The sequence below is a fragment of the Agrobacterium sp. ES01 genome (assembly GCF_050320885.1).
In the GTDB taxonomy this organism is placed as follows: domain Bacteria; phylum Pseudomonadota; class Alphaproteobacteria; order Rhizobiales; family Rhizobiaceae; genus Allorhizobium.
On sequence record NZ_JBNQTH010000001.1, the window covers coordinates 986,121 to 1,009,014 of the forward strand.

Below are 22,894 nucleotides of genomic sequence, written 5' to 3' on the forward strand. Positions count from 1 at the left end.
TGCCAAACCGGGACTGAACGATCCCTCGCGACGTGTTCATCAGTCGCGCTCAAGTTGCCCACCGTTGTAGGCAACAGCCATTAACAGGCTATTAAGTCGGCATAAAAAAATCGTCGTGCCGGCTCTTTACGCATTACAGATCACCCTTTTATAGCAATAGCTTACGTCTTCAGCTCCGGGAGGTCCCGAAACAGGTCGAGCGCGTCCGGATTGGCCAGCGCCTCCTTGTTCTTGACGGCCCGGCCATGCACCACTTCACGCACGGCCAGTTCGACAATCTTGCCGGATTTGGTGCGCGGAATATCGGCAACGGCAATCACCCTGGCCGGCACGTGACGCGGCGAGGCGCCGGTGCGGATCTTGGTCTTGATGGCCTTTTCCAGCTCCGGCGTCAGGGTCACACCGGCGGCCAGCCGCACGAACAGCACCACCCGCACGTCGTCCTGCCAGTCCTGGCCGATGCAGATCGCTTCTGCCACCTCATCCATCTGCTCGACCTGGTTATAGATCTCCGCCGTGCCGATGCGCACGCCGCCCGGATTGAGCGTCGCGTCGGAACGGCCATGGATGATCAGGCCGCCATGCTCCGTCCATTCGGCAAAATCGCCATGGCACCAGATATTGTCGAAGCGCTCGAAATAGGCGGCATGATATTTCGCCCCGTCCGGATCGTTCCAGAACATGATCGGCATGGCCGGAAAGGCCCTGGTGCAGACCAACTCGCCCTTCTCGCCCTTGACCGGCTTGCCCTCGTCGTTCCACACATCGACCGCAAGACCAAGGCCCGCGCCCTGGATCTCGCCGCGCCAGACCGGCTTGAGCGGATTGCCCAAAACGAAGCAGGACACGATGTCCGTGCCACCGGAGATCGAGGCCAGATGCACATCGTCCTTGATCCCCTCATAGACGAAGGAAAAGCCTTCCGGCGACAGCGGAGAGCCGGTCGATGTGATCAGCCTGAGTTTGGACAGGTCATGGGTGGTTTTCGGCGTCAGCCCGTCCTTGCGCACGGCGTCGATATATTTGGCCGAGGTGCCGAAGACGGTAAAGCCTTCCGCCTCGGCATAATCGAACAGCACATTGCCATCGGGCGCAAAGGGCGAGCCGTCATAAAGGCAAAGCGTTGCCCCGCAGGCAAGACCGGAGATCAGCCAGTTCCACATCATCCAGCCGCAGGTGGTGAAGTAGAAGATCGGTTCGCCCCTGGCGACGCCGCAATGGAAGCGATGCTCCTTCACATGCTGCAGCAGCGTGCCGCCGGCGGAATGAACGATGCATTTCGGCACGCCCGTGGTGCCGGACGAAAACAGGATATAGACCGGGTGGGAAAATGGCAGCTGAACAAAGTCCAGCGGCTTTGCCTGATAAGGCGCGATGAAATCGTCCAGCGTCTTTGCATCGCTGATCGATGCGGCCAATGCCTTGGCATCGCCGGCATAGGGAATGATCAGCGATGGCACGCCAAGCCTGGCGGTGACTGCGCGCACCTTGTCGGCCACATCCTGCATCTTGCCGTTATACCAGTAGCCGTCGCAGGCAATAAAGAGCTTCGGTTCGATCTGTCCGAACCGGTCGAGCACACCCTGATCGCCAAAATCCGGCGAACAGGACGACCAGATCGCCCCGATCGATGTGGCCGCCAGCATGCAGGCAACCGTTTCCGGCATATTGGGCATCATCGCGGCAATGCGGTCGCCCTCGCCGATACCCAGCGCGCGAAAGGCCTGCTGCAGGCGGGAAACCGTCTGCGACAACATGTTCCACGACCAGCGATAGGACACCTTGTCTTCGCCCCGGAAAATCAGCGCGTCGCCATCGCCGGCGCCGGCCAGCAGGTTCTCCGCGAAATTCAGCTTCGCCTGCGGAAAAAAGCGATCATCCAGCATGCGCCCGGTATCGGTCAGAGCAATGCTGCCCTTTTCGCCGCGAATCCCGCATTCGTCCCACACCGCCGACCAGAAGGCGCCGCGATCCGCGATCGACCAGGCATAAAAGTCGTCATAGCCGTCAAATGCCCGTCCGGCACGCTCGCCGCAGGACTGAATGAATGCGTAGAGCGGTGTGTTTTTCTGAAACGCTTCAGAGGGCTCCCAAAGCGGCTTTTCCTGTTGCATGCTATCCTCCACAAAGTCTTTGCCTGTATATCAGGTTGCGCCGCAATATGAAGTGCTTCTACCGGTCTCAAGCTTGGCTGCATTTGCCAGAAACCGACAATTCCTATATCGGGCAGACAACAGGAGAGGACCTGCGACAGCGGGCCACATGTGATCATGGCGCAGAATAAAAAAGATGGCAGGCCGGTCTGCCCCGGCACGCGGACAAAACGCGCGATCAAGCTCGTGCGCACCATCGCCGTCGTCATGCTGTCAGGTGCTGGCCTTTACGTCGCTCTTCTGGCCTTTGCCCCTCTTTTGGTCTCCACCAGCGCCGTGCGAAGTGCCATGGAACGCAGCCTGTCGGCCTGGACGGGAGAGCAGGCCAGCATCGGCGGCACACCTCAGGTCCGTTTCTGGCCGGAGCCCCGCATCACCCTGCCCAACGTGACGATCGTCAAGCCGTCGGCCAGCGGCGATCAAGTGCTCGGCCGTATCGAGCGGCTGACCGCGAGCTTTGGTGTGATCGCCGCCCTTCGCGGCGAACCGGCCTTCAGCGATTTCGAATTTGTCCGCCCCGTCATTTCCGTCACCCGCGATCGGGACCACCATATCGTCTGGACCGGAGGCGGGTTGCTCGGCCAGGCTGTGGCGCGCGCCAGGGCGGACACGCAGGCCAAGCCAGCCTCCGAGGAGACATTGGACACAGAGATCGGCAATGTGACCGTTGAGGATGGCACCGTCGAGTTCACCGATGTCTCGTCGGGACAAACCGTCACCATCGATGCCATTTCCGGTGAGATCAAATGGGCAAACCTGTCGGCCAGGTTCGAGGGCAAGGTCACCGCCAGCGTGGCCGGACGGGCCTTGACGATCGATCTCTCCGCTGCAAAGCCGCTCGTTCTGTTTGCCGGCAAGGACACCGCGATTTCGCTCACGCTGCGCGCTCCGGGCTTTGGCGCCTCTTTCGATGGTCCGGCCAACCTCTATGCCGGTCAGTTGCTGTCCGGTTCGCTCAGGCTGGACATTCCCGATATGGCAGCCTTCCTCACCTGGGGAGGCTGGAAACAGGGACCCTTCGTCAACGTCAAACGCGCCAGTGTCCGTGCCGAGGTGCAAACGCTTGGCGACAGCATGCGGCTCGACAAGTTTGCGGCAACATCGGACGACAGCAGCGCAAGCGGCGTGCTGGATCTCATGATGCCCTCGGGGAAGAGGCCGAAAATCGGCGGCACGCTTGCGTTTGACGATATCGATCTTGGCGCCCTGATCGATACGTTTTCCGCCCTTCCACCCGGTTTTGAAAAGACACCCGGTCTGTTGCCGCAATGGCTCGATTTCGATGTGACCTTGTCTGCCGCGACGGCAAGCCTCGAGCCATTCAAGCTCGAGCAGATGGCAGCCAGCATCGTCACATCCGGCACCAGGCGCCAGGTGAACATCATCGATTCCCGGCTGGAAGGCGGTGCCTTCACCGCACAGCTCGTCGATACTGGCGGGCCGGATGGCGACCAGTTGCAATTGTCAGCATCGGATGTCGATCTGGCGGCGATCTTCGAGCGCATGCCCATGCAAGGCCCCCTTCCCCGGGGTCGTGGCTCGCTTGACCTCTCGCTCAATTTCAACAAGCCGATGGCGGTTGCCGGCTTGGACGATGTTGACGGCACACTGCGTTTTACCGCCTCGTCCGGAACGCTGAAGCCCTTCAATCTGGACGCTGTCCTGGCGCGTGCGGCCAGCGAGCGCTTTTTCCGCCTGAGCGATACCGGCACCGGTAGCCTCGACTACGACAAGATCGAGCTGGTCGCCACTCTCGCCGATGGCGCAGCCCGGATCGACAAGGGCCTTCTGGAGAGTTCCGGTTCGACCCTCACTCTGTCGGGGATCGTTCCCTATGCCGACAACGGTCTGGCACTGATGGCGCAGTGGACGGCAGATCCCGCAAAAAGTCAGGGCGCAAGCGCACAAACCACCCTGTTTGTCGGTGGATCCTGGCCAGATCCCATCCTCTCGCCCATGTCCCGTTAAATCAGAACGCGCTAATATCGTGGCGAATCATCGGCGTGGGGAGGCTTTGATGCGCCACATGATCATCGCCCTGTTCAAGATTGCCCTTGCCTCGCTGTTTGCGGGCATAGGCCTTTCCTTCTTCGGCATCACATGGGAAAGCGTGATCGGCCTGGTGGGGCTTACCCCGCAACGCTTGGTCGAACTTGCCGGTCAATGGATGACATGGTGCGCGCCCAAGATCATGCTGGGCGCGCTGTTCGTGGTGCCGATCTGGTTCATCACCTACATCCTGTTGCCGCCGCGCGGTTAGAGCCACTCCAGCAAAAGCGGCAACCTTCTTCGCCAACTTCTTCGCCAAAATGCTCCACCGCGCGTGGCCGTCGGATCAGCCGCCCTGGGCTGCGATATGCTCGTCGCGCTGGCGCTGGACTTCCTGGCGCTTGGTGATGATCGAGGTTGCGATCACGCCGCAGGTGACGATGGCAATCAGGATGGTGCAGACCGCATTGATTTCCGGCGTCACGCCCAGTTTCACCTGACTGTAGATCTTCATCGGCAGCGTGGTGGCACCCGGGCCGGTGGTGAAGCTCGAGATCACCAGATCGTCGAGCGACAGGGTAAAGCCCAGCATCCAGCCGGAGATGATCGCCGGGGCAATGATCGGCAAGGTCACCTCGAAGAAGGTTCTGGTCGGCGTTGCGCCCAGATCGAGCGCTGCCTCTTCCAGCGAACGGTCAAATGTGATCAGTCGCGATTGGACGACGACGGCGACATAGCACATGGAAAAGGTGATATGGGCAATCAGCACCGTCCAGAAGCCGCGATCCATGCCGATCGAGACGAACAGCAGGAGCAGCGACAGGCCGGTAATCACATCGGGCATCACCAGCGGTGCATAGACCATGCCGGAAAACAGCATGCGTCCGCGAAAGCGCGTGTAACGCGTCAGGGCAATTGCCGCCATCGTGCCCAGAACCGTTGCAATCGACGCCGATAACAGAGCGATGCGCAGCGTCACCCATGCGGCATCCAGCAATTGCTGGTTGCTCATCAGCGAGACATACCACTTGGTGGAAAAACCGCCCCAGACGGTCACCAGCTTGGACTCGTTGAAGGAGAAGATGACCAGTAGCACGATCGGCAGGTAGAGGAAGGCGAAGCCGAGCGTGACCGATGCGATGTTGAAGCGAGACCATTTGAGCATGACTTATCTCTCCCGCTCCTGCGCCCGTGCCTGGGCATTCTGGTAAAAGACGATCGGTACGACCAGCAGCAACAGCAGAATGGTCGCCACCGCCGATGACACCGGCCAGTCGCGGTTGGCGTTGAACTCGTTCCAGAGTGTCTTGCCGATCATCAGCGTCTGCGAGCCACCGAGCAGATCGGGGATCACGAATTCACCGACAGCCGGGATGAAGACCAGCATGCAGCCGGCAATGATCCCGGGCAACGACAGTGGAAATGTCACTTTCCAAAACGCGGTCATCGGCGGGCAACCCAGATCCTCGGCCGCCTCGATCAGCGTGCCGTCCATCTTCTCCAGCGCGGCATAAAGCGGCAGCACCATGAAGGGCAGATAGGAATAGACGATACCGATATAGACGGCAGTATTGGTGTTGAGGATGATCAGCGGGCTGTCGATGACGCCCAGCGTCAGCAGAAGCTGGTTGAGCAGGCCTTCGGGCTTCAGGATCGCGATCCAGGCATAGACGCGAATCAGGAAGCTGGTCCAGAACGGCAGGATCACCAGCATCAGCAAGGTCGGCCGCAAGGTGCGCGGCGCCTTTGCCATGCCATAGGCCAGAGGATAGGCAATCAGCAGCGTGAACAGGGTGGAAATTCCGGCAATGGTGACGCTGGAAATATAGGAGTTGATGTAGAGCGCATCGCTGAACAGCCAGGCATAGTTGTCGAGCGAGAACTCGGAGAATTTCTCCTGCCAGATCGACAATCCCTCTGAAAAGCTGAAGACCGGCGTATAAGGTGGCATGGCAATCGCCGTCGTCGACAGCGAAATGCGCATGACAATGAAGAACGGCACGAGGAAGAAGACGAACAGCCAGGCATAGGGAACGGCGATGACGATCCGCTTGGTGAGGAAGGCTTGCAATCCTGTCATGGCATCAATCCTTCAAGATGACGCCGGCATCCTCGGCGAATGACACCCAGACCTGCTGCTCATAGCCGAACGGATCATCCACGGTGCGCGCGGCATTCAGCTGCGAGGTCTTGACCACCTTGCCGCTTTCCAGCTTGACGTAGAACACCGTCATATCGCCGAGATAACCGATATCCCAGATCTCGCCGCTTATGGCATTGACCGTGGAATCGGCCGGAGGGCCGGCACTGATGCGCATCTTTTCCGGTCGAATGGCAAAGCCGGCCTTGGTGCCGGTCGGCGGCACGTCGGCCGACTGAATCCGGATCGTCAGGCCGTCATCGCCGGCGATCTCGCATTTGCCATCGACCACACCCTTGCAGGTGCCGTTGAAGACATTCACATCGCCAATGAACTCGGCCACGAAACGGCTCTTGGGTTCTTCGTAGATTTCCGCCGGCGTCGCCACCTGGATCACGTGACCCGCCGACATCACGGCAATGCGGTCGGCCATGGTCATGGCCTCTTCCTGGTCATGGGTCACCACCACGAAGGTCAGGCCCAGTTCCTGTTGCAGGTCCATCAGCTCGAACTGGGTTTCCTCGCGCAGTTTCTTGTCGAGCGCGCCAAGCGGTTCGTCCAGCAGCAGCACCTTGGGTCGCTTGGCAAGCGAGCGGGCAAGCGCCACGCGCTGGCGCTGGCCGCCGGACAGCTGGCTCGGCTTGCGCCCGGCAAATTGCTCGAGCTTCACCAGCTTCAGCATCTGCTTCACGCGCTCTTCAATCTCAGGCTTGGGCATGCCGTCCTGGCGCAGGCCGAAGGCGATGTTCTTTTCCACCGACATGTGCGGAAACAGCGCATAGGACTGGAACATCATGTTGACCGGGCGCCTGTAGGGCGGCGTGCCGGCCATGTTCTGGCCGTCGAGAATGATCTCGCCCTCGGTCGGTTGCTCAAATCCGGCCAGCATGCGCAACAGCGTTGACTTACCGCAACCGGAGGCACCGAGCAGAGCGAAGAATTCGCGGTGATAGATGTCGAGATTGAGATTGTCGACGGCGGTAAAATCGCCGAAGCGCTTGGTCACATTGCGGAAAGAAATATAGGGCTTTGCGTCCGGATCGGTCCAGGGCGCGAAGGAACGTCTAATACTACCCAGTGACTTCATATGTCTTCTTCCCCCGAAGCACTCGTGTCTTAAAAAAGGCCCGGGAGTTTTTCTCCCGAGCCTTGTGTCTCTTGCGGTTACTGGCCGGTGACGACCTTGGTCCAGGCTCGCGTCACGATGCGCTGCACCTTGGGGGCATAGGGGGTCACCGTGTAAAGCTTCTTCATGGCTTCTTCGGTTGGATAGATCGCCGGATCGTCCAGAACGTCCTTGTCGAGGAATTCCTGCGAGGCCTTGTTGCCGTTGGCATAGAAGACATAGTTGGATGCCTTGGCGATGACTTCCGGCTTCATCATGTAGTTGAGGAACTCGTGTGCCTCTTCGACATGCTTGGCGTCAGCCGGGATGGCCATCAGGTCGAACCACATCAGAGCGCCGCCCTTGGGGATCGAATATTCGACGTGAACGCCAGCATCGGCTTCGGCGGCACGATCGCGCGCTTGCAGCACGTCACCCGACCAGCCGAGGGCCAGGCAGATATCGCCATTGGCGAGCGCGTTGATATATTCAGACGAGTGGAACTTGCGGATATTCGGGCGAATGCTTTCGAGAAGAGCGGCCGCCTTTTCCAGTTCAGCCGGATCCTTGGAATCCGGATTCAGGCCGAGATAATTGAGTGCCGCCGGGAAAGTTTCGGTCGGCGCATCCAGCATGTAGATGCCGCAATCCTTGAATTTGGCGATCACTTCCGGATCGAAGATCACATTCCAGTCGGGCTGATCGTCGGTGCCCATGATTTCCTTGTACTTGTCGACATTGTAGCCAATGCCCGTGGTACCCCACATGTAATCGATGGCGTAGTCATTGCCCGGATCATAGACCGAAACCTGCTTGGAGATCTCGTCCCACATGTTTTTCAGGTTCGGCAGCTTGGACTTGTCGAGCTTCTGGAACACACCGGCCTGGATCTGGCGCTGCAGGAAGCTGCCGGTCGGAACCACGATGTCATAGCCGGAGCCCCCAGCAAGCATCTTGGTTTCCAGCGTCTCGTTCGAATCGAAGACGTCGTAGACGACCTTGATGCCGGTTTCCTTGGTGAAATCAGCGAGGATCGATTCGTCGATATAGTCCGACCAGTTGTAGACATTCACAACGCGGTCTTCAGCCTGGACGACACCGCCTGCGAAAATCGTCGCGAGCGCAACAGACGCCAGTTTGATCAGATTGGATCTCATTTTCTCTCCAGTTCTTTTTATCACAGCCGGGCTTGTTCCCCGTGCCATTCCCTTTTGTTTTCTCAAGACTAGGAAGGAATTGGACGGGCGACAAGAAAAATATTCGCAGTGCAAAAAAATGCTGTCGACCGCTATTGGAAATCGAAGGCCGAGAGGCCGGTGACCATTTCATCGAGGCCAAGCGGCCTCGTCACCGGCGGTTCGGCCCGCGACAGACATCCGGGCCGCTCGCACAACCGACAGGCCGTGCCGATGGCAACCGGCACAGCAGCGTCGCCCGCAACCGCCTCTCCATAGATGACATCGTGACGGAATGCGGCATCGCAACCGATCAGAAGTGCGGAACGCCTGACACGCTCGTTAAATCCCGATTGCGGACCTTCCAGCGTGCGCGATATCGTCAGATATCCGCCCCCATCTGTCACGGCCACATGATCGACCAGAACCTGCCCCGGCTGGGCAAAGGCGGCATGAATGTTGAGCTTGGGACAGCCGCCGCCAAAGCGGGCCTGGGGAAAGCCTTGAGCGCCTGCCTTTCGCAATCGATGCCCGGCATTGTCGATTTCCAGCAGGAAGAAGGGGATGCCAGCGGCCCCCGGTCGCTGCAGCATGGTCAGCCTGTTGGCGGCCTGCTCGTAAGACACCGAAAAACGCGCGCGCAACACGTCGACATCGTAGCGGGCCCGCTGTGCGGCCGCCAGAAAGCCTGCGTAAGGCATCATCAACGCATGGGCGGCATAGCGCGCCAGCTCGAAGCGGGCCAGGCGCCGGGCCTCGTTGGATGACAATGGCAGATCCTGCAACTCGGCAAAAATCTCGTCGGGCAACGCCAGCAGGCAGGCTTCCATGGCGACCTCGCGCAGCTGGTCATAGGGCGACAGCCGCTCCGACAGGAAAAGCCGCATGGTATGGCGGTCATAGCGACGCCTGAGATTGGGCATGGCATGAACCGGCAGCGCGCGAACGGCAATGCCGTGTTTTGTCCGCAACCAGGCTTTCAGCGCGCCGCCCAGATCGTCGCCTGCGGAAAGCCCAAGCGATGCGTGAAAGGCTTCCGCCGCATCCTCGATCCGGGCATAGAAATTGGCGCGCTTCTCCAGCGTCTCGCGAACCTCGTCGCTTGGCAGCCTTGTGCCGGACAATGAGGTTTCATGGCCCTCGCGCGCCAGCAGATCGGCAAGGTCGGTCAAACGTTCCGCCTGTTCGCGATAGGCGCGATAAAGCTTCAAAATGCCGGTGGCGGCATTGGGGGCCGCTTCCGCCACCTCGATCAGTTCCTGATCGCCCGGGACCTCGCCTGCCAGCAGCGGATCGGCAAAGACCTCGCGCAGCTGGCTCACCGTACCGCCCGCCTCGCCCTGCAATTCATCCAGATCGACCTTATAGACGGCGGAGAGCTTCAACAGCAGTTGCACGGTCAACGGTCGCTGGTTGCGCTCGATCAGGTTGAGATAGGACGGCGAGATCTCCAGGGCCTCGGCCATGGCCGTCTGGGTCAGCCCCAATCCGTTGCGGATCCGCCGGACGCGGGGACCGGCAAATATCTTGTTCTCCGCCATTTTTACCGTCCTTTACAAGTCTGCCAGAAAATCCGCATTTACAATATTTACAAATTTACACCGCCCTGCTGTCAAAGACCAGACAAGATAACCTCATTTAAACCCCAGAATTCCTTTTGTTTCTAGCAGTATTTTGCGACGCACTGTAAAAACAGTCACATCGAAGCCGGCGCACAAAACGCGATTTAAGGCGTGCACCGGAGGCATCTACGGCGAGGAGCTTTATTATGACCGATTTTGACAAACTGATTCCGAACGCACCCCGGGGCCGTTATGACGGCATCGAGCGGCCCTATAGTCAGGACGACGTTCAACGCCTGCGTGGCTCCGTCGCAATCCGCCATACGCTGGCCGAAATGGGCGCCAGCCGCCTTTGGCAGCTGATCAACGAAGAGGGTTATGTCAACGCACTCGGCGCGCTTTCCGGCAATCAGGCCATGCAGATGGTTCGTGCCGGGCTGAAGGCGATCTATCTGTCCGGCTGGCAGGTGGCCGCCGACGCCAATACCGCGTCTGCCATGTATCCCGATCAGTCGCTCTACCCCGCCAATGCGGCACCCGAGCTTGCCAAGCGCATCAACCGCACGCTTCAGCGCGCCGACCAGATCGAGACGCAGGAAGGCAACGGACTTTCCGTGGATACCTGGTTTGCCCCGATCGTCGCCGATGCCGAAGCCGGTTTCGGGGGACCGCTCAATGCCTTCGAGATCATGAAGGCCTTCATCGAGGCGGGCGCGGCCGGTGTGCATTTCGAGGACCAGCTGGCGTCGGAGAAGAAGTGCGGCCATCTGGGCGGCAAGGTCCTGATCCCGACGGCTGCCCATATCCGCAACCTGACGGCCGCACGCCTGGCCGCCGATGTCATGGGCGTCTCGACCCTGATCATCGCCCGCACCGATGCGGAGGCTGCCAAGCTGTTGACCTCGGATATCGACGAGCGCGACCAGCCCTTTGTCGACTACGATGCCGGCCGCACGCCGGAAGGCTTCTACCACGTCAAGAACGGTATCGATCCGTGCATTGCCCGCGCCATTGCCTATGCGCCTTATTGCGATCTGATCTGGATGGAAACCGGCAAGCCGGACCTGGAACAGGCGCGCCGGTTTGCCGAGGCCGTGCACAAGGTGCATCCGGGCAAGAAGCTGGCCTATAACTGCTCGCCGTCGTTCAACTGGAAAAAGAACCTGGACGACGCGACCATTGCCAGGTTCCAGCGCGAACTGGGCGCCATGGGTTACAAGTTCCAGTTCATCACGCTCGCCGGCTTCCACCAGCTGAACTACGGCATGTTCGAACTGGCCCGCGGCTACAAGGACCGGCAGATGGCCGCCTATTCGGAGCTGCAGGAAGCCGAGTTCGCTGCGGAGATCAACGGCTACACGGCGACCAAGCACCAGCGCGAAGTCGGCACCGGCTATTTCGACGCGGTCTCGCTCGCCATCTCCGGCGGCACATCCTCCACCACGGCGATGCGGGGGTCGACCGAGACCGAACAGTTCCGCCCGGCGGCGGAGTAAGAGGGGGACTTGTCCCGACTGCACCAACCAATCGAACCAGAATTCAACAACCCCGAGCAATGAGAGGAGAAATACCCATGACACCCAGAACCCGAGTCAAGGAACGCGCCGAAGAACAGTCATCGGCCATGAACGGCGACCAGCAGGCATTGATCCGCATGATCGCCAATGACCTGCATCGCCTCAACCATTCCGTCATGAAGGCCGTCGATGGCGGCGTCTCGGTCGAACTCATCCGCTCCGCCCGCCACCATGGCGGCGACGGCAACTGGGGCGACCTGTTGATCCCCGTCGTTGTCACGCAGGCCCATCACATATCCGACACCGTGGTCGAATTGACGCCACAATAAGATGGCTTAATCAGGCTTCATCACTGTCCTGCACCACCTCAGCCGGCCTTCTGGCCGGCTTTCTTTGTCGAGAGGCAGCAATGCCGGCCCGACCGGATGGCGACACTGCGGCGCAATGTCAAACGCCATCGCCTCACTGATCAAACCGCCTGACTGATCAGACCGTCTGGCGAGACGCGTCTCGCGATGGATCCTGAGCCTGAGCCGCCAGTTCCTCACCATTCACCGACAGGCCTTCGGATACAACAAAGGCATCGATGGTGTCTTGCAGACGCTTACGATAACGCTTCAGTTTCAGCGCGTTCAGCGTGCCGCTCACGGCATAGATGTGGATGGCGCTCTTGTCGCCGGTGCCGTCGATGCAGACAATGCGCTGGCCGCCCTTGCCGTCGCCGGTCAGGACAAAGTTGTCGGGGCTACAATCGGCCATGACGATATGATGTTTGCGCATCACCTCGAAACATTCATCCACAAGCTCGAAGACCCACGGCTGCGGCCCATGTTTGCGCAGCACATCGCGAATGGTCGGGGCTGTTTCACCCGATGGTCCACGCAACCGTTCCACCAGCATGCCCAGCCCCCTGGTGGTGTGTATGAAGCCGTAGATACGGGCAATCGGCAGCGCGACATCTTCGTCGCCGGAAAACCGGCGCGCCTGTTCCAGGAATTCGTCGAATTCACGGCTGAAGCTCAGATAGGCACCAAAGCGGCGGATATGGCGGTAGAACTTGCGCCTGGAGCGCAGTCGCTTTTCGCCGTTGGGACCGCGCCTGTTTTCGCGAATGACCTTGAGCACGATTTCAGGATAGTCGTCGTGAACATAAACGTCACGCGAGGCACCACCGGCAATAAGCTGCCATTCGGCGAGATCGATCTTGTCGGAAAATTGTAACGTCTTCATCACGGGTGCCTGCGCCTTGGGGCTTCATCTGCCAACGGAACGCGGGTCGCACGGCGATCACAGCGGTCCTTAATTGCGCGTCCGTGTAACATACCTGTCATAAACGGCAAACTGCCGCACCGCCTTAAAAAGACAGCAGGGCCGGCCCGAAGGCCAGCCCGACAAACACTTCATCGTGAGATCGCGCCCGGATCAGGCGGCGGCAGTCGATGGATGGCGGGGCGCCACGCCTTCCGCCTCGATGCGGAACTGCCGGACCAGAACCATCAGATCGTCCGTCTCATTGGCCAGATCATGGCTTGCGGCCGTCGCCTCTTCCACCATGGCCGCATTCTGCTGGGTCATCTGATCCATGTAGTTGACGGAGGTGTTGATCTCCTGCAACGCGGCAGACTGTTCCTGGCTGGCGGTGGCGATCATATTGACATGCTGGCTGATGGTGGCGATCTGCTCGCTGATGCGCTGCAGCACGTCGCCCGCTTCCTTCACATGGGTCGAGCCCGTTGCCACTTCTTCGGACGAGCTGTTGATCAGGCCCTTGATTTCCTGCGCGGCCCCGCCGGAGCGCTGGGCGAGTTCACGCACCTCCTGGGCGACAACGGCAAAGCCCTTGCCGGCGTCGCCGGCGCGTGCCGCCTCGATGCCGGCGTTGAGCGCCAGCAGATTGGTCTGGAAGGCAATATCCTCGATCACGTCGATGATCTGCTCGATCTTGCGTGAGGCCTCCTCGATGCGCCCCATTGCCGAAATGGCATTGCCGACCACGACGGCGGATTCATCCGCATTGCGCTTGGTGTCACCGACAATGCTGTCGGCTTCCTTGGCGCGTTCTGCGGCCCCCCGCACGGTTGCGGTGATTTCGTCGACGGCTGCGGCCGTCTGTTCCAGCGAGGCGGCCTGCTGCTCGGTCCGCTTGGAAAGCTCGCCGGTGGAGCCTGCCATCTGGCGACCATTGTTCTGGATGAGACCGACATTATGGGTGATCTTGCCCATGGTGTCGCGCAAGCGCTGCAGCGACAGGTTGAAATCCACCCGCAGGCGTTCCAGCCGTCCGTTGAACTTGCCTTCGATCTGGAAGGAAATATCGCCCGCGGCCAACCGTTCCAGCGCTGCGGCAAGCTTCGTCACCGCATGATCGATCTCGGCGTCCAGCGCCTGCTTTTCCTCATCGTTACGGCGGCGCTCGGCTTCGGCACTTTCGCGCTGCTGCTCGCTTTGCGCCTCGACCTCGATCTTGGCCCGGGCATTGTTCTTGAAGATGCCGAGCGCACGGGCCATGGCACCGATCTCGTCGCCACGGGCCTCTCCGGCAATCGTCGTTTCAAGATCGCCATCGGCAATGCGGCGCATGGTGCCGGTAATGGCGGCAATCGGCCGCTGCAGGGTCAGGACCAGGGCAATTCCGCCCAGAACCGCCAGCAGGATACCGATCACGGTCGTGGAGATCGAGACGCCATTGGCGCGAACGCGCTCTTCCACGGCTGCCTGTTTCTGCATGTCGGAGAAGGTGGTGAGATTGCTCCAGGCCGTGACGATGGCCTGATTGGCCTCGGCATATTCCGTTTTGCGTTCGGCGCTGACATCCACCAGGGCAATACTGCTGTCCTTCAGCGCAGCAAGCGCCGGCGTGATATGCGCAGACAGTTTATCGAAGAAGGCCTTGTCCTCGATGCTGGCACCGAGTGTTTCGAGATTATCGGCAATCAGTTTCACCTGACGGTCGATCCGCTCCATTCCCTCCTGATCCTTGGTGATACGGAAGGCTTCGGCAACGATACGCAGGTCGTAGACGCCGGTAATCAGCTTGCGGCTACCGGCCAGAACCTCTTCGGCCACCACGACCTTGGCGTCCACATCGGCAAACTGGTTGATGGCTTCCGACGTCTTGGAGGCGGATGCCTCATCGAAGGCCTCTGCATATTGGCGGAACTTGCGCAGGATCGCCTTGACGGCATCGGCATTGTCGGGACCCATATCGCCCGATTGCACGCGTTCGCGCAGATCGGCGATCGATTCGGCGAAATTCTTGCCGATAATGCCCTGATTGCCGGTCAATGCGGAGAGCACCTTGCGCTGCGTCTTCACCAGGTCGCCAAGCTTTGCCGTCAGAAAGGGAAACTGGCGCTCGGGCGAACCGGCAGCCATGGTCTGGTTGACCAGCGAGGTGACGAACTGGCCGCCATCGGTCAGGCGTGCTGCCTGGCGCAACGCTGCCTTGGCTTCATTTTCCTCGTTGCGCACGGCGCGCTGAAGGCGTGTCGCCTCATCGGAGAGTTCCATCTGTGCCGAGACCAGGGCGCTCAAACCGCCGGCGATCGAGGCATCCAGTTCGGATTCACGCTGATAGAGATCCCAAAGCCCGCCAATGCGACCATCGATCCCTTCCGTCGCGCGGATCGCCTTTTCGAGATCCTCGCGGCCGACCGCCGTGTCATCGAGCCCGGCAAGGCTGGTCTGAAGCGCCGATTGCTGCACCGTGAGCGCATCGCTGACCGCGCTGCGGGTCTCCTCTGACGGCTCGACCAGAAATTTGTCCATGGCGGTGCTGACATCGCGGAAACCGCTCAACGCACCCATCATGCCGTTGGAGATTTCCATGCGGTGCTGCAACAGGCCGGACGCGTAGAGTCCCATCAGGCCGACGGCGGAAATGGACAGAACGAATGGAAAGACGAAGGCCAGAACCTTGGTCGAAATGGAAAAGCGAGACAGGAACTTGTCTACAAACATCTAAAACTACCCCCTCAGCATGCCATGCGGCGCCCGGTCTCCCTTCCGGATCTGCGCCACCCATGCCCTCAAAAAAAATTCGGCTCTGCTTTTACGCGCGCAGACCTTTCGGTATCTCCAATGTGACGCTGATGAATTAAATTTTTATTTAAGCTATCGCTACTTTACGATACGCATGCTACCCATCTGCCGTCCCGATCGTGCGGGAAACGGCAAGGCAGGTCGGCCATTATGATCAGGAAACGATTGCCAGCACGACAGCAGCAATGGCCGCCAGGGCAAAGAGCGCCGCACCGGTCAGAAACGTCATGCGCTGGGCTGCCGCATCTTCGGTCTTGGCAATGGCGATTGCGCGGGCACGACGGCTGGACTTTGGCATGCTGGACTCCTTGAATGACAAATGGCGCAGGCCAGAGCGTCGATGCGATCGCGGCTTTGGCATTCAACCAGATTGGCGGAGATCCATTAATAAGCGCTGAATATCAGAGGACGCATTCGAACGTCTATGCAACTTCTCCGGCGGCACGGCCCGATGCCCAGGCCCATTGAAAGTTATAGCCGCCCAGCCAGCCGGTCACATCCACGCATTCGCCAATGAAATAGAGCCCCGGCACGCCCCTTGCTTCCATGGTCTTCTGGTCGAGACCCTTGGTATCGACGCCGCCGATGGTCACTTCGGCCGTGCGGTAGCCTTCAGACCCTGCAGGCTTGATCGTCCAGCGTTTCAGGCTTTCGCCGCAGGCGTCCAACTTGCGATCGGCCATATCGGCAAGCGGCAAAGACAGTTGATTGCGCTCGGCGAAGTATTGCGCCAGCCGCTTGGGCAGGCGGTGGGCCAGCACCGTCTGCACCGACTGGCGACCGTTTTCGCGCTTGGCCGCCTTCAGCAATTCGGCAAAATCCGTCTCCGGCTCAAGGGCAATCTCGATTTCGTCGCCCTCGCGCCAATAGCTGGAAATCTGCAGGATGGCCGGGCCGCTCAGGCCGCGATGGGTAATCAGAAGCGCCTCGCGGAAACTGGTCTTTGCGTGGCGCACCTTTGCATCCACCGCAAGGCCGGCCAGCGGCGACAGTTCCGCCAGAAAACCCGGCTCCAGCGTCAGCGGCACCAATGCCGGACGCGTCTCCGTCGTCTTCAGCCCGAACTGCTCGGCGATCCTGTAGGCAAAACCGGTCGCCCCCATTTTCGGGATCGACTTGCCGCCAGTGGCCAGAACCACGCTTTTGCCGTGAAAGACGCCGTCGCTGGTGGCGACCTTGTAGCCGTCAGGGGATTTCTCAACCGTCTCGATCGAACAGGACAGTTTCAATTCGGCACCGCCGTCGCGCATCTCCCGCACCAGCATGTCGATGATCTGGCGCGCACTGTCATCGCAAAACAGCTGGCCCAGCGTCTTTTCATGCCAGGCAATTCCATGGGCATCGACCATGGCGACAAAATCGGCAGGGGTGTAGCGGGCAAGCGCCGATTTGGCGAAATGCGGGTTTTCCGAGAGATAGTTCTTTGGTCCGGCATGGATATTGGTGAAGTTGCAGCGCCCGCCGCCCGATATCCGGATCTTCTCTCCGGGGGCCTTGGCGTGGTCGATGACCAGCACCGTGCGACCCCTTTTGGCAGCGGCGATGGCACACATCATGCCGGCGGCGCCTGCGCCGAGTATCAGGACATCGTATTCGCGCGCCACGTGCTTCTCCCGGTAAAATTCGGCCCTGTCTTTTGCGATCAGCGGCATAAAGTCAATCATCCCCCCCTCGCCAAGCGGGAAAGTCTGGCTATGATGGCGCCATCAACAACAGACTGGTGAGACATGCCTCCGAAGAAAAATATGCTGAGACCCCAGGGCGCCGCTTCCAAAAAGGCTTCTGTGCCTCCAGACCTGCGATCGTCCCGAGGAGTCAAAAGCTGGAAGGAGGCTGCCTACTGGCTTCGCGCCCGCGGCATCGAGGATATCGAATGCATCACGCCGGATCTTGCGGGCGTGGCCCGCGGCAAGATGATGCCGTCGTCCAAGTTCACCAGCAACACATCGCTGGCTCTGCCGTCGGCGCTTTATCGCCACACCATTTCCGGCGATTATCCGGATGAGACGGCCTCGTTCCGCTATGAGCCGCGCGATGGCGATCTGAAGCTTGTGCCCGATCTGTCCACGCTTTCGGTGGTGCCGTGGGAAAGCGATCCCACAGCGCAGGTGATCTGCGACGTTATCAACACCGAGGGTGAGCAAGTCGCCTATACGCCGCGCAATGTGCTGCGCAATGTGGTCAAGCTTTATGAAGAGCGCGGCTGGAAGCCGGTGGTGGCCCCGGAAATCGAATTCTATCTGGTGGCCATGAACGACGACCCGGATTATCCGCTTCGGCCGCCCAAAGGCCGTTCCGGCCGCTCGATCCTGGGCGGTCAAAGCTATTCGATTGCCGGCATCAACGAATTCGACGAACTGATCGACGATATCTATCACTTCTCCGAAAAGCAGGGCCTCGAGATCGATACGCTGATCCACGAGGAGGGTCCCGCCCAGCTCGAGATCAACCTTCGTCACGGCGATCCGGTGGCGCTGGCCGACCAGGTCTTCCTGTTCAAGCGCACCATCCGCGAGGCAGCCCTCAAGCACGGCATCTATGCCACCTTCATGGCAAAGCCGATGCAGGGACAGGCCGGTTCCGCCATGCATATCCACCAGTCGGTGGTGGAAATCGACACGGGCAAGAATGTCTTTTCCAATGCCGACGGCTCGCCGTCGGAGGAATTCTTCCACTTCATCGGCGGCATGCAGAAATACGTGCCCAGTGCGCTGGTGATGATGGCCCCTTACGTGAATTCCTATCGCCGTCTGGCACCCGATATGGCAGCCCCCGTCAACAATGCCTGGGGCTATGACAACCGCACCACGGCCTTCCGCGTTCCGCAGTCGGATGCGGCGGCAAGGCGCGTGGAAAACCGCCTGCCGAGCTCCGATGCCAATCCCTATCTGGCGCTTGCGGCGTCGCTCGGTTGCGGCATGCTCGGCATCATGAATTCCATCAAGCCCACGGAAGCGACGGAAATCTCGGCCAATGAAGGGTCGATCGATCTTCCTCGCGGACTTCTGGAGGCGGTCGCACTGCTGGAGGAGCAGCCCGATTTCGAAAAGGTGTTTTCCAAGGAATTCGTCGGTCTTTACGCCGGCATCAAGCGGGGGGAATTCGAGACATTCATGCAGGTGATCAGCCCGTGGGAGCGGGAATTCCTGCTCCTGAATGTCTGACAGTCGCATACAAGGAGTGCCCCCCATGCTTTGGCAAAGCCCGATCGCCCCAGGGATTTCCTGGTACCAAGACAGTGCTGGCGAGCGTCCGGAATATCCGGTGCTCGACGGCTCCAGACAGACCGACATCGCCATTGTCGGCGGCGGCTTCACCGGCCTTCAGGCAGCCTATACGCTGGCCAGGGCCGGCGTGTCGGTCACGCTGATCGAAGACGGTCGCTTCGGCGATGGTGCGTCCGGTCGCAATGGCGGCCAGTTCGGCACCGGCCAGCGCGCCGAGCCGGATGAACTGGAAGACGAATACGGCTTCGAGCGCGCCAAGGCGCTGTTCGACCTTGCCGAAAATGCCAAGAAATACATCCTCGGCTTTGCCGCAGACCAGGCCATCGACATGGATTTCATGCCGGGCCAGCTCAATGTCGCGCACAAGTCCGGCCACGAGCGCGATTACCAGAAGTCGGTCGAAGCCTTCCACCGCTTCGGCTATACCGACATTTCCTATATGGACATCGCGGAAACCGCCGAACGGGTCGGCTCCAAGCGCTTCTATTGCGGCACCCGCGATACCGGCACCGGGCATATCCATCCGCTCAAGCTGGTGATCGGCCTTGCAAAGGCGGCCAAGGCTGCCGGTGCGGACCTGTTTGAAATGACGCGTGCGACCGGCATCCGCCAGAGCGGCGGCAAGACCATGATCGAGACGGCGCGTGGCACGATCACCGCCGACAAGGTGCTGCTGGCCACCAATGCCTATATCAAGGGTCTGGAACCGGTCACGGCGGCGCATGTGATGCCGATCCGCTCCTTTATCGGTGCCACCGTTCCGCTCGACAAGTTTCCGTCGGTCATTCCGGGCTCCGATGCCATTGCCGATTCCCGATTCGTCGTGCGCTACTGGCGCAAGACCAATGACGGACGGCTGCTGTTTGGCGGACGCGAGGCCTATACCTCCGATACCCCGCGCGATATTTCCGAACATATCCGCCGGCAGATCGCCGAGATCTACCCGGAACTGCATGATATCGGCATCACCCATGCCTGGGGCGGCTCGGTCGGCATCACCATGTCGCGCAAGCCGTTTGCCCGCGAGGTCATGCCGGGCGTCACCTCGGTTGGCGGCTTCTCCGGTCATGGCGTCATGCTCTCCAACTATTGCGGAAAGCTCTGGGCCGAGGGCATCTTGGGGCGATCGAGGGAACTCGATCTGATCAGGGATCTGAACATCGGTGCCTTCCCCGGCGGCTCCAGGCTGCGCAGCCCGCTGCTGTTCCTCGCGCTGACTTATTACGCCTTGCGGGACAAATTCTAAGAGGTGAACGGCGTGACGGGTGCAAACCGGAGCGAAAGGCGGGAAAGCCAGCATTCTCCCCTCGTACCCGTCGCAAAGACCTATGGCGCCGGCGAATGGGCCGTGGTCAGATCGAGGCTGATGGCAGCCGGCATGACTGTGTTTGATCAAGGCCATCATCACGCCACGGTCAATTGGCAATGGATGAATGCACTCGGCGGCATCATACTGTCGGTGCCCGCCAGTGAGGCTGAGGACGCCATCGCATTGCTACGCAATGTTAAGGAACAAGCCGGGCCGGAGCCAAAACGACCCTGGTGGCGCTTTCGCTGGCGGACCATCGGCCTTACATTGGTCTGGTTCGTCACCGGCATCGTGCCACCAGACAGTGGCTGGATCATCCTCCAGCCGCCTCGCCTCTCACAGCCGTCCAAGGGCGGCGCAAAAACGTCACATGAATTTCACTGAACATGTTCTGGCTTTTTTAAATCGATTAGATTACAAGAACGCCAACATGATGCGGACTAAGGAACGTCGAAAATGACAAGCCAGATCATTCCTGTTGAACCGTTTGACTACGTCGTTTTCGGCGCAACCGGTGACCTTGCCGAGCGCAAGCTTCTGCCGGCACTCTATCATCGCCAGGTCGAAGGTCAGCTGACCGAGCCGACCCGTATCATCGGCGCCTCGCGCACCCAGATGTCGGATGCCGACTATCGCAAATACACCGAAAAGGCGCTGAAGGAGCACCTCAAGGAAGGCGAGTTCGACAAGGACGAAGTCGCCAAGTTCTGCGCCCGCATTCATTACGTCTCGGTCGATGCCAAGTCCGATCAGGGCTGGGACGAGCTGAAGAAGCTGCTCGACAGCGGCAAGGACGTGGTGCGCGCCTTCTATCTGGCGGTCGCGCCCGGCATCTTCGGCGATATCGCCGACAAGATCAAAGCGCACAAGCTGATCACCCATTCGACCCGGATCGTGGTGGAAAAGCCGATCGGTCGCGATCTGGCCTCTGCCCGGGCGCTCAACGACAATATCGGCAAAGCCTTCAAGGAAGAGCAGATCTTCCGCATCGACCACTATCTCGGCAAGGAGACCGTGCAGAACCTGATGGCGCTGCGCTTTGCCAACGCGCTTTACGAGCCGCTGTGGAATTCGGCCCATATCGACCACGTGCAGATCACGGTTGCGGAATCGGTCGGGCTGGAAGGCCGCGTCGGTTATTACGACAAGGCCGGCGCGCTGCGCGACATGGTGCAGAACCACATCCTGCAGCTTCTGTGCCTTGTGGCCATGGAGCCACCGGCATCGATGGATGCCGAAGCGGTTCGCGACGAGAAGCTCAAGGTCCTGCGCGCGCTCAAGCCCATCGTCGACGGCGATGTGGAAAAATATACGGTTCGCGGCCAGTACCGCGCCGGTGCCTCTTCCGGCGGCCCGGTCGATGGCTATCTGGAAGAACTGGGCGAAGCATCCGATACCGAGACCTTCGTTGCCATCAAGGCCGAGATCGGCAACTGGCGCTGGGCCGATGTGCCCTTCTACCTGCGCACCGGCAAACGCCTGGCACAACGCATGTCGGAAATCGTCATCACCTTCAAGCCGATCCCGCATTCGATCTTCGGCGATGCCGCCGGTCGCGTGGTGGCCAACCAGCTGGTCATCCGCCTGCAGCCCGACGAGGGCGTGCGCCAGTGGCTGATGATCAAGGACCCGGGTCCGGGCGGCATGCGCCTGCGCCATGTGTCGCTCGACATGAGCTTTGCCCAGGCCTTCAACGTGCGCAATCCGGATGCCTATGAGCGTCTGCTGCTCGACGTGATCCGCAACAACCAGACCCTGTTCATGCGCCGCGACGAGGTCGAGGCGGCGTGGAAATGGGTCGATCCTATCCTGCAGGGCTGGGAAGAGACCGGACAGAAGGCGCAGGGCTATACGTCCGGCACCTGGGGTCCGAGCCAGGCCATCGCTCTCATCGAGCGTGACGGACGCACCTGGCACGAAGTGGACTGAGGAGCAGCCGATGACCTTTCGCCTTCACAGTATCGACACCCGCGCGGAACTGGCAGAGCAATTGGCCGATACTGTCGCCAAAGCGCTGACCGACGCGCTCGACGCCCGCGGCGCGGCCACCCTTGCCGTCTCGGGCGGATCGACACCGAAGGCGTTCTTCGAGGCGCTGTCCACCCGGCCGCTCGACTGGGAAAAGGTCACGATCACCCTGGTGGACGAGCGCTATGTGCCGGCCAACAACCCGCGCTCCAACCACCTTCTGCTGGCCGAACATCTGTTGCAGGACAAGGCAGCCGAGGCACAGGTTCTGCCGCTCTACAAGGACGGTATTCACGCCGATGAGGCTGCCAAGCTCGGTACCGCGCAGGCGGAAGAGCTTGGTCATCCCTTCGATGTCGTCATTCTCGGCATGGGCACCGATGGCCACACCGCCTCCTTCTTTCCCGGCGGCGACCAGCTTGCCGAAGCGCTCGACCTGTCGGCCCCCCGGCAGGTGATGACCATGGAAGCCGCAGGTGCGGGTGAGCCGCGCCTGACATTTTCCTTCTCCGCCCTCCATGATGCACGGCTTCTCGTGCTTCATATCGAGGGCGAGGAAAAGAAGACCGTACTGGATGCGGCCATGTCCGGTAGCGACGAGGCAGAGATGCCGATCCGCGCCGTGCTCAACCGGGCAGCAACGCCCGTCGATATCTACTGGGCGCCCTGAGGCGCTCCAACAGTTTACGCCTAAGCGGCAGTTCGCGC

The 22,894-nt window shown here is 60.3% G+C and carries 19 protein-coding genes; 9 read left to right on the forward strand and 10 right to left on the reverse strand.

Annotated features, from left to right (window positions below; all coding sequences use genetic code 11):
- Nucleotides 1–161: 161 nt before the first annotated feature.
- Nucleotides 162–2,114, reverse strand: a complete 1,953-nt coding sequence (locus ACQQ2Q_RS04905; protein WP_428185897.1) for an acetoacetate--CoA ligase — start codon at nt 2,112–2,114, stop codon at nt 162–164.
- Nucleotides 2,115–2,270: 156 nt separating this feature from the next.
- Here ACQQ2Q_RS04905 and ACQQ2Q_RS04910 point away from each other — a divergent pair, with 156 nt between their 5' ends.
- Both ACQQ2Q_RS04910 and ACQQ2Q_RS04915 read left to right on the forward strand, forming a co-directional pair.
- Complete coding sequence (locus tag ACQQ2Q_RS04910; RefSeq protein WP_428185898.1) at nt 2,271–4,121, forward strand: AsmA family protein; 1,851 nt, start codon at nt 2,271–2,273, stop codon at nt 4,119–4,121.
- A gap of 49 nt (nt 4,122–4,170) precedes the next feature.
- A complete protein-coding gene (locus ACQQ2Q_RS04915) occupies nt 4,171–4,413 on the forward strand; it encodes a DUF6460 domain-containing protein (RefSeq protein WP_428185899.1) in 243 nt (80 codons plus the stop codon).
- A gap of 75 nt (nt 4,414–4,488) precedes the next feature.
- Here ACQQ2Q_RS04915 and ACQQ2Q_RS04920 read toward each other — a convergent pair whose 3' ends face one another.
- The 5 genes from ACQQ2Q_RS04920 to ACQQ2Q_RS04940 all read right to left on the reverse strand — a co-directional run bounded on the left by ACQQ2Q_RS04920 (nt 4,489) and on the right by ACQQ2Q_RS04940 (nt 10,103).
- On the reverse strand, nt 4,489–5,307 hold the full coding sequence (locus ACQQ2Q_RS04920; protein WP_428185900.1) for an ABC transporter permease: 819 nt from the start codon (nt 5,305–5,307) through the stop codon (nt 4,489–4,491).
- Nucleotides 5,308–5,310: 3 nt separating this feature from the next.
- The gene (locus tag ACQQ2Q_RS04925) at nt 5,311–6,222 is read right to left on the reverse strand and encodes an ABC transporter permease subunit (protein ID WP_428185901.1); all 912 of its coding nucleotides are present in this window, start codon (nt 6,220–6,222) and stop codon (nt 5,311–5,313) included.
- A gap of 4 nt (nt 6,223–6,226) precedes the next feature.
- Complete coding sequence (locus ACQQ2Q_RS04930) at nt 6,227–7,369, reverse strand: ABC transporter ATP-binding protein (protein WP_428185902.1); 1,143 nt, start codon at nt 7,367–7,369, stop codon at nt 6,227–6,229.
- Nucleotides 7,370–7,446: 77 nt separating this feature from the next.
- Nucleotides 7,447–8,544 carry a polyamine ABC transporter substrate-binding protein gene (locus ACQQ2Q_RS04935; RefSeq protein ID WP_428185903.1) on the reverse strand — a complete coding sequence of 366 codons (1,098 nt, stop codon included), beginning with the start codon at nt 8,542–8,544 and terminating at the stop codon, nt 7,447–7,449.
- 131 nt (nt 8,545–8,675) lie between these two features.
- Complete coding sequence (locus tag ACQQ2Q_RS04940) at nt 8,676–10,103, reverse strand: helix-turn-helix domain-containing protein (RefSeq protein ID WP_428185904.1); 1,428 nt, start codon at nt 10,101–10,103, stop codon at nt 8,676–8,678.
- Nucleotides 10,104–10,330: 227 nt separating this feature from the next.
- Between ACQQ2Q_RS04940 and aceA the strand changes: the two genes are divergently transcribed.
- Both aceA and ACQQ2Q_RS04950 read left to right on the forward strand, forming a co-directional pair.
- On the forward strand, nt 10,331–11,620 hold the full coding sequence (gene aceA, locus ACQQ2Q_RS04945) for an isocitrate lyase (protein WP_428185905.1): 1,290 nt from the start codon (nt 10,331–10,333) through the stop codon (nt 11,618–11,620).
- A gap of 77 nt (nt 11,621–11,697) precedes the next feature.
- Nucleotides 11,698–11,970, forward strand: coding sequence for a hypothetical protein (locus ACQQ2Q_RS04950; protein ID WP_428185906.1), 273 nt, complete (start codon nt 11,698–11,700; stop codon nt 11,968–11,970).
- A 157-nt stretch (nt 11,971–12,127) separates the two neighbouring features.
- Here ACQQ2Q_RS04950 and ACQQ2Q_RS04955 read toward each other — a convergent pair whose 3' ends face one another.
- The 4 genes from ACQQ2Q_RS04955 to ACQQ2Q_RS04970 form a co-directional block, all read right to left on the reverse strand.
- Entirely contained in the window at nt 12,128–12,871 is a 744-nt protein-coding gene (locus ACQQ2Q_RS04955; protein WP_428185907.1) for a YrbL family protein, read from the reverse strand.
- Nucleotides 12,872–13,063: 192 nt separating this feature from the next.
- Nucleotides 13,064–15,601 (reverse strand): methyl-accepting chemotaxis protein, encoded by a 2,538-nt coding sequence (locus ACQQ2Q_RS04960; RefSeq protein ID WP_428185908.1) that lies wholly within the window; start codon nt 15,599–15,601, stop codon nt 13,064–13,066.
- 235 nt (nt 15,602–15,836) lie between these two features.
- Entirely contained in the window at nt 15,837–15,980 is a 144-nt protein-coding gene (locus ACQQ2Q_RS04965) for a hypothetical protein (protein ID WP_428185909.1), read from the reverse strand.
- A 124-nt stretch (nt 15,981–16,104) separates the two neighbouring features.
- The gene (locus tag ACQQ2Q_RS04970; RefSeq protein ID WP_428185910.1) at nt 16,105–17,346 is read right to left on the reverse strand and encodes an NAD(P)/FAD-dependent oxidoreductase; all 1,242 of its coding nucleotides are present in this window, start codon (nt 17,344–17,346) and stop codon (nt 16,105–16,107) included.
- Between the two features lie 63 nt (nt 17,347–17,409).
- Between ACQQ2Q_RS04970 and ACQQ2Q_RS04975 the strand changes: the two genes are divergently transcribed.
- The 5 genes from ACQQ2Q_RS04975 (at nt 17,410) to pgl (ending at nt 22,856) form a co-directional block, all read left to right on the forward strand.
- Nucleotides 17,410–18,846: a glutamine synthetase family protein gene (locus ACQQ2Q_RS04975; protein ID WP_428185911.1), complete on the forward strand. Its 1,437-nt coding sequence runs from the start codon at nt 17,410–17,412 to the stop codon at nt 18,844–18,846.
- A 25-nt stretch (nt 18,847–18,871) separates the two neighbouring features.
- Nucleotides 18,872–20,155 (forward strand): NAD(P)/FAD-dependent oxidoreductase, encoded by a 1,284-nt coding sequence (locus tag ACQQ2Q_RS04980; protein WP_428185912.1) that lies wholly within the window; start codon nt 18,872–18,874, stop codon nt 20,153–20,155.
- A 12-nt stretch (nt 20,156–20,167) separates the two neighbouring features.
- Nucleotides 20,168–20,602, forward strand: a complete 435-nt coding sequence (locus tag ACQQ2Q_RS04985) for a hypothetical protein (RefSeq protein ID WP_428185913.1) — start codon at nt 20,168–20,170, stop codon at nt 20,600–20,602.
- Nucleotides 20,603–20,674: 72 nt separating this feature from the next.
- Nucleotides 20,675–22,147 (forward strand): glucose-6-phosphate dehydrogenase, encoded by a 1,473-nt coding sequence (gene zwf, locus ACQQ2Q_RS04990; protein ID WP_428185914.1) that lies wholly within the window; start codon nt 20,675–20,677, stop codon nt 22,145–22,147.
- Between the two features lie 10 nt (nt 22,148–22,157).
- Nucleotides 22,158–22,856 carry a 6-phosphogluconolactonase gene (gene pgl, locus ACQQ2Q_RS04995; RefSeq protein ID WP_428185915.1) on the forward strand — a complete coding sequence of 233 codons (699 nt, stop codon included), beginning with the start codon at nt 22,158–22,160 and terminating at the stop codon, nt 22,854–22,856.
- The last annotated feature ends 38 nt before the right edge of the window (nt 22,857–22,894 follow it).

Excerpts from the sequence above, each read along its gene's own strand:
- ACQQ2Q_RS04950 (WP_428185906.1), top strand. The coding sequence starts at position 11,698 with ATGACACCCAGAACCCGAGTCAAGGAACGCGCCGAAGAACAGTCATCG.
- zwf (WP_428185914.1), top strand. The coding sequence starts at position 20,675 with ATGACAAGCCAGATCATTCCTGTTGAACCGTTTGACTACGTCGTTTTC.
- ACQQ2Q_RS04935 (WP_428185903.1), bottom strand. The coding sequence starts at position 8,544 with ATGAGATCCAATCTGATCAAACTGGCGTCTGTTGCGCTCGCGACGATT.
- ACQQ2Q_RS04930 (WP_428185902.1), bottom strand. The coding sequence starts at position 7,369 with ATGAAGTCACTGGGTAGTATTAGACGTTCCTTCGCGCCCTGGACCGAT.
- ACQQ2Q_RS04905 (WP_428185897.1), bottom strand. The coding sequence starts at position 2,114 with ATGCAACAGGAAAAGCCGCTTTGGGAGCCCTCTGAAGCGTTTCAGAAA.
- ACQQ2Q_RS04920 (WP_428185900.1), bottom strand. The coding sequence starts at position 5,307 with ATGCTCAAATGGTCTCGCTTCAACATCGCATCGGTCACGCTCGGCTTC.
- aceA (WP_428185905.1), top strand. The coding sequence starts at position 10,331 with ATGACCGATTTTGACAAACTGATTCCGAACGCACCCCGGGGCCGTTAT.
- pgl (WP_428185915.1), top strand. The coding sequence starts at position 22,158 with ATGACCTTTCGCCTTCACAGTATCGACACCCGCGCGGAACTGGCAGAG.
- ACQQ2Q_RS04970 (WP_428185910.1), bottom strand. The coding sequence starts at position 17,346 with ATGATTGACTTTATGCCGCTGATCGCAAAAGACAGGGCCGAATTTTAC.
- ACQQ2Q_RS04980 (WP_428185912.1), top strand. The coding sequence starts at position 18,872 with ATGCTTTGGCAAAGCCCGATCGCCCCAGGGATTTCCTGGTACCAAGAC.
- ACQQ2Q_RS04915 (WP_428185899.1), top strand. The coding sequence starts at position 4,171 with ATGCGCCACATGATCATCGCCCTGTTCAAGATTGCCCTTGCCTCGCTG.
- ACQQ2Q_RS04940 (WP_428185904.1), bottom strand. The coding sequence starts at position 10,103 with ATGGCGGAGAACAAGATATTTGCCGGTCCCCGCGTCCGGCGGATCCGC.
- ACQQ2Q_RS04910 (WP_428185898.1), top strand. The coding sequence starts at position 2,271 with ATGGCGCAGAATAAAAAAGATGGCAGGCCGGTCTGCCCCGGCACGCGG.
- ACQQ2Q_RS04960 (WP_428185908.1), bottom strand. The coding sequence starts at position 15,601 with ATGTTTGTAGACAAGTTCCTGTCTCGCTTTTCCATTTCGACCAAGGTT.
- ACQQ2Q_RS04975 (WP_428185911.1), top strand. The coding sequence starts at position 17,410 with ATGCCTCCGAAGAAAAATATGCTGAGACCCCAGGGCGCCGCTTCCAAA.
- ACQQ2Q_RS04965 (WP_428185909.1), bottom strand. The coding sequence starts at position 15,980 with ATGCCAAAGTCCAGCCGTCGTGCCCGCGCAATCGCCATTGCCAAGACC.
- ACQQ2Q_RS04925 (WP_428185901.1), bottom strand. The coding sequence starts at position 6,222 with ATGACAGGATTGCAAGCCTTCCTCACCAAGCGGATCGTCATCGCCGTT.
- ACQQ2Q_RS04955 (WP_428185907.1), bottom strand. The coding sequence starts at position 12,871 with ATGAAGACGTTACAATTTTCCGACAAGATCGATCTCGCCGAATGGCAG.